This is a genomic window from Ideonella azotifigens, from assembly GCF_006519715.1.
In the GTDB taxonomy this organism is placed as follows: Bacteria; Pseudomonadota; Gammaproteobacteria; order Burkholderiales; family Burkholderiaceae_C; genus Ideonella; species Ideonella azotifigens.
This window is the reverse complement of sequence record NZ_VIDT01000380.1, coordinates 1-5,425: the sequence shown is the minus strand read 5'-3', so window position 1 is coordinate 5,425 and position 5,425 is coordinate 1. Positions and strand designations below refer to the sequence as shown.

The window sequence follows — 5,425 nt, the reverse complement described above, 5'->3', positions numbered from 1 at the left end:
CCCGGTCTCGCCTTCACCAAGCGCCAGCTGCTGCGCCTGGGCGTGATGCTGCTGGGCTTTCGCATCACCGTGCTGCTGTTGGTCTCGCTGGGGCTGGTGACTATCCTGATCGCCGCGGTCGAGCTGGTGGTGGTGCTGTTGCTGGTGCGCTGGGCGGGGCGCCGCTGGTTCGGGCTGGACCCGGCGCTGGCGCTGCTGGTGGCGGTGGGCTCGTCCGTCTGCGGGGCGGCGGCCATTCTCTCGGTGGCCGCGCTTGCGCCGGGGCGCGAGAAGCATGCCGGCCTGGCCATCAGCCTGATCACCGTGAGCGGCACCGTGGCGCTGCTGCTGTACCCCATCGCCTTCACCGCCGGCTGGCTGCCGGGGCTGGACGAGCATGGTTTTGGCGTCACCGTGGGCGCCAGCATCTTCGAGCTGGCCCAGGTCTACGGCGCCTCCTTCGCCATCTCCGAAGGCGCGCTGAACACCGCCACGCTGGTCAAGCTCAGCAAGGTGGTGATGCTGATCCCGCTGCTGCTGGTGATGGGGCTGCAGCGCCTGCCGGGGACTGGCAGCGAGGGCGAGCAGGCTGGTGCGGCGCGCCCTCGCGTGGCCGTGCCGTGGTTCGTCGTCGGCTTCCTGGTGGTGCTGCTGCTGAACTCCAGCATCACGCTGCATCCGCAGGTCCGAGCGAGCCTGCTGCAGTTCGACCAGTTCCTGTTCCTGATGGTGATGATCGCGCTGGGCCTGAGCACACCGCTGCGCCTGCCTCGCCAGCCTGCGCAGGCCTTGCGGCTGGCGGGGCTTTGCGCGCTGGCGCTGGCCCTGTCGGCCGGGCTGGCCTATGCGATGGTGCGGCTGAGCGGCAGCGGGGCGGAGCTGCCTTCGGATGCTGCGGATAGGGCAGGCGCGGAGCTGGGCTTGGCCCGGCGGCTGGACGCTGGCGGCCGCGTGTTCGACGCCGTGGGCTGCGCCAAATGCCATGTGCCTTCGCTGCCCGGCATCCATGGCGACGTGCCGCTGTATTCGGACCTGCTGCTGCACGACATGGGCCCCGCGCTGGACGACAAGATCGTGCAGGGCGAGGCCACCGGTGCCGACTGGCGCACCACGCCGCTGGTTGGCCTGCACATGCGCCAGCGCTACCTGCACGACGGCCGCGCCGAGACGCTGCGCGACGCCGTGCTGGCCCACGGCGGCGAAGCCGAGATCGTGCGCCAGCGCTTCTTCGAGCTGGACGAGGCCGAGCAGCAGGCGGTCTACCGCTTCCTGTCCGGCCTGTAGCCCTGCCTGCCGGGGGCTCAGAGCCCCAGCGCGCTCAGGGTGCCGTTGGCGCTGATGTAGACCATGCCATCAGACAGACTGAGGCGCGCGTAGCTGCCGGAGATCGACACCGGCACGCTGGCCACCGGCTTGCCGTTGCCAGCCTTCAGCGCGACCACCGCTGTTTCGCTGCTGGCGTTCTGGGCCAGCAGGTAGACCAGGCCATTGGCCCAGACCAGGTTGGAGATGGCACCCTGGCCGCTGGGCAACTGGCGGGTCCACAGCGTGTTGCCGGTGGCCGCGTCCAGCGCCAGCACGCTGGTGCCCACCGGCACGTAGACCGCCTGGCCGTGCAACGCCATCGCGTGGTCGACGAAGCCCACCGTGCGCGACCAGCTCAGCGCGCCAGTGGCAGCGTCATAGGCATTCACCAGGCCCGAATCGGTCGTGACGACCACCTTGTCGCCCAGCGGCTGCGCCGGACGCTGCATGTTGCTGGTGGCGACTTCGGCGGCCCACAGCTCGGCGCCGGTCGCCGCGTCATACGCATGCAGCTTGCGCGCTCCGTTGCCGCAGCATTCCAGCCAGGTGCTGACGAACACACGGCCACCGGCGACCGCCGGGTCGTTGTTCATCACGCCGTTGCCGCCCGTGGTGCTGCGCCAGGCCTGCTGGCCGGTGGCCGTGTCCAGCGCCACGACCTGGCCACGGTTGCTGCTGACGTACAGCCGCCCCTGGCTCAGCGCAGGGTCCGCATTCAGCCCCATGTCGCTGCTGCTGGCCGGCAAGTCCGTTTCCCACAGCACATGGCCGCTGGCCGTGTCCAGCGCGCTGACGACATTGCGGTAGTTCGGCGACAGCGCCGAGCTGACGAGGAAGGTCTGCCCACCCGCCGTGGCCGGCGTGCCGCAGTTGCCCACGCCTGCCAGCTGGTCCCACTTGCTGGCACCGCTGCCCAGCTTCAGCGCAGACACGTCGAAAAGGTTCGAGCAAGCCAGCAACTGCGGCCCGGCCTGCGTGACGGCGCTGGCATAGAACTGCCCCAGCTGCCGCTGCCACTTCAGCTGCAACCCGGCCACGTTGCGAGCCGTCAACGTGGCCTCATCGGTGTTGGCCTGGCCCTTGGCCGCGCTGTAGCCCTCTTGCGGCCATTTGGCAAAGGCAGGCGTTGTCGAGGCGCAGGCGGCGGCTGCAAGCAGCGCGAGGGACAAAAAGCGGGGGATCGGCATGGACAGGGCTCTCAATGAAATTCAGTCGAATCTATCCGCTGCCCATGAATGCCGCGTGGCGGTTTGCCCTGGGGATCCCTAGGTTGGTCCGGCACAGCACGCTGTGACGCCCGGGTGCGGCGAAGAAGATCGGGTGGACTGCGTCGACTTTGCAGCGGTTGCGCTCACGTGATGCCCGCCCGGGGGCACGCTGTGGTTGTCGACTGCTTTGAGTTTATGCACAAACACCTCACACATTTGAAAGTTCAAGAAAAGCGACCAGGGTCGCCGCCTGAATCAAATGTGCGGGCGGTGTCTAAAATTTTTTCGGAACGAAAGTCGGCGGTGGTTTGTGACCGTTCCGAATTTCCAGGCGTGAGGTCGACGCGCGTGCTTTTTGCATCTGACGTGAAAATGTACTTTTCAGCCCAATCCACCATGGCTCTCATCACCGGCAGCATGTCCCGGCCCGCCAACGTAAGGCTGTAAGTGACATGGGGAGGCACGACTGGTCTGGCTTCGCGCGTCAGCAAGCCGTCGGCCTCCAATTGCTTGAGTTGCTGAATGAGGACTTTCTCGCTGATGCCTGGCATGCGCCTACGCAGTTCGCTGTAGCGCATTTCGCCAAATGAGAGCTCGTAGAGGATGACCGGCTTCCAGTACCCGCCAATGCGCTCCATCACATACGTGACGGGACAGACCTCGAGCACAGCCTGCTTGTTTTTTTGGACACTGGAGCGTTCTTTGATGGTCGTCATGGCACACACTCTGGGGTAAGTACTTCCCAAATGGAAAGTGTAATCCTAGAGTCATGGCTTGATCAACCGCCATGAGCGACTCCATGCTTTTCACGCCCTTTCAAGTCGGCGCGCTGACCCTTTCCAACCGCCTGATCATGGCCCCGATGACGCGCAGCCGCGCTCAGCGCCCTGGCAACGTACCGGCCGCTTCCGCCGCGCTCTACTACGCGCAGCGCGCCACAGCAGGCCTGATCATCAGCGAAGGCTCCCCAATTTCGCCCCAAGCAGTTGGCTACATTGATACGCCGGGCATCTACTCGGCCGAGCAAGCGGCAGGCTGGAAGCTGGTCACGGAGGCTGTGCATGCCGCCGGGGGCCGCATCTTCCTGCAACTGTGGCATGTTGGGGCTGTCTCCCACCCTTACTTTCACAACGGAGCCCTGCCGGTGGCGCCCTCTGCCGTGAAGCCCACAGCCACCGCCTTCACAGGCAACGGCATGGAAGAAGTGCCCACGCCCCGCGCCTTGGAAACCCACGAGGTGAAAGTCATCGTGGAGGACTTCCGCCAAGCCGCCAAGAATGCCCAAGCCGCTGGCTTCGACGGCGTTGAAGTCCACGGCGCCAACGGTTTCCTCATCGACCAGTTCCTGCAAAGCGGCACGAACTTGCGTACCGACGAATACGGCGGCAGCCTTGAGAATCGCGCCCGCTTTGCACTTGAAGTGGTGCAGGCTGCAGTGGACGTGTTTGGAGCCGGCCGTGTCGGCTACAAGATGTCCCCGAGCGCGAACTTGGGCGGCATCTCTGACGCTGATCCGCGGGCTACCTTCAGCTACCTCGCTCAGCAACTCGAGCGGTTCGGGCTGGCCTACCTGCACGTGATGGAGGCGCTGCCGGGCCACTTCATGGCCCCGAAACAGAGCAAGGAGCCGATTGCCCCAGCCCTGCGCAAACTCTTCACCGGTCCTTTCATCCTCAACGGGGGCTACGGTAAGGAAACGGCAGAGCAAGCCTTGGCCGCCCAGGAAGCCGACCTCATCTCTTTCGGAGTGCCGTTCATCGCAAACCCCGACTTGGTGGCGCGCTATCGGACTGATTCCCCTCTCAACCAAGCGGATCCCAGCGCTTTCTACGGCGGTACGGACAAAGGCTACATCGACTACCCTTCATCCGAAACCAGCGTGCAGTAGGTGATCGCCACGGTCGTGATGTGCCACGCCCAATGCGGCGACGGTGCCGACGTTGTTGCGGCGCGCGTTTCAGTTCAGGGCGTCAGCGGCGAGTGAACGAGTTCTGTCTCATCGGTCATGGTGATTCTGGGTCTGACGTCCCGGTTGCATCGGGCAAGTCACGGTGTGCGCCGATCAGGCGCTTTTCCCGTGCGATCTCCGCTACCAGCTCCGCTTCGGTGGGCAGCACCCGCTGGTACTTGGAGGCGAAGAGCTGCTGGCTTTCCTGGATCACCGAATACTTGACGACGGTTTCATCCTTGCTGTCGCACAGGATGATGCCGATGGTGGGGTTGTCGTCCTCGCCACGCTTGAGGTCGTCGAACATGCGCACATACATGTCCATCTGGCCGATGTCCTGGTGGCTGAGCTTGCCCGTCTTCAGGTCGATGATGACAAAGCACTTGAGCAGGTAGTAGGCCCTGGCCTTGGGGTCGTCCTCCCGCATGATGAGCCGGTTGTGGCTCCAGCTCAATTTGCTACACGCTGTGTAGCAAATCTCCCAGCCAGGGTAGGTCAGGCGGTTGGCGTCGAGCGCAGGCGCCGCGCAACGGCAAGGATCCGGGCGTCGTCGACCGGAACCTGGTTCTCTCGACTTGGACCGGCCGGCCGCTATTTCGCCGCCGCAGCGACCGCCGCGCCATGCTGCAACGCCTCCGGCAACACCCCATTCAACCACCCCACCCGCCAGCCCAGGCCCAGCAGCGCGACGACCAGCACCACCGCGCCCACGGTCCACGCCGTGCCATGGCGTTCGGCATACGGATCCGGCTTGCGGCTCGCACCCGGCGGCAGCTTGGCCTCTTCTGAAAGCGACGCGCCCAGGCGCACATTCAGCCGCATGCGCCCATTGATCGCCCAGCCGCTGGCGTCCAGGATGGGGCCGAGGCTGCGTTGGCGGAGTTTGAGCCAGGCGATGAGCATGCTGGGGCCGGAGATGGCCAGCACGATGCCGAGCAGGCCGACCGGGATCCACCAGCCGAGTTCGATGAACTTGCCGAACACG

5 protein-coding genes and 1 pseudogene are annotated in these 5,425 nt (G+C 65.4%); 2 read left to right on the top strand and 4 right to left on the bottom strand.

Going from position 1 to position 5,425, the window contains the following annotated elements:
- A partial coding sequence (locus FKP22_RS19885; RefSeq protein ID WP_141289436.1) for a putative sulfate exporter family transporter occupies window positions 1–1,263 on the top strand: 1,263 nt, incomplete at its 5' end.
- Between the two features lie 17 nt (window positions 1,264–1,280).
- On the opposite strand, the gene FKP22_RS19880 is transcribed toward FKP22_RS19885, so the two are convergent.
- Together FKP22_RS19880 and FKP22_RS19875 are read right to left on the bottom strand one after the other, a co-directional pair.
- Window positions 1,281–2,471, bottom strand: a complete 1,191-nt coding sequence (locus tag FKP22_RS19880) for an outer membrane protein assembly factor BamB family protein (protein WP_141289435.1) — start codon at window positions 2,469–2,471, stop codon at window positions 1,281–1,283.
- 245 nt (window positions 2,472–2,716) lie between these two features.
- Window positions 2,717–3,208, bottom strand: coding sequence for a winged helix-turn-helix transcriptional regulator (locus FKP22_RS19875; protein ID WP_231010952.1), 492 nt, complete (start codon window positions 3,206–3,208; stop codon window positions 2,717–2,719).
- Between the two features lie 71 nt (window positions 3,209–3,279).
- Between FKP22_RS19875 and FKP22_RS19870 the strand changes: the two genes are divergently transcribed.
- Window positions 3,280–4,380 carry an alkene reductase gene (locus FKP22_RS19870; protein ID WP_141289434.1) on the top strand — a complete coding sequence of 367 codons (1,101 nt, stop codon included), beginning with the start codon at window positions 3,280–3,282 and terminating at the stop codon, window positions 4,378–4,380.
- 115 nt (window positions 4,381–4,495) lie between these two features.
- Here the strand turns inward: FKP22_RS19870 and FKP22_RS33965 are convergent, their stop codons facing one another.
- Both FKP22_RS33965 and FKP22_RS19860 read right to left on the bottom strand, forming a co-directional pair.
- Entirely contained in the window at window positions 4,496–4,867 is a 372-nt protein-coding gene (locus tag FKP22_RS33965; RefSeq protein ID WP_231010954.1) for a PDDEXK nuclease domain-containing protein, read from the bottom strand.
- Window positions 4,868–5,031: 164 nt separating this feature from the next.
- A pseudogene (locus FKP22_RS19860) lies at window positions 5,032–5,425 on the bottom strand (hypothetical protein); the annotation flags it as partial.

What these genes read in the sequence shown, in the direction of transcription:
- FKP22_RS33965 (WP_231010954.1), bottom strand. Translation starts at nt 4,867, where the DNA reads ATGCGGGAGGACGACCCCAAGGCCAGGGCCTACTACCTGCTCAAGTGC.
- FKP22_RS19880 (WP_141289435.1), bottom strand. Translation starts at nt 2,471, where the DNA reads ATGCCGATCCCCCGCTTTTTGTCCCTCGCGCTGCTTGCAGCCGCCGCC.
- FKP22_RS19870 (WP_141289434.1), top strand. Translation starts at nt 3,280, where the DNA reads ATGAGCGACTCCATGCTTTTCACGCCCTTTCAAGTCGGCGCGCTGACC.
- FKP22_RS19875 (WP_231010952.1), bottom strand. Translation starts at nt 3,208, where the DNA reads ATGACGACCATCAAAGAACGCTCCAGTGTCCAAAAAAACAAGCAGGCT.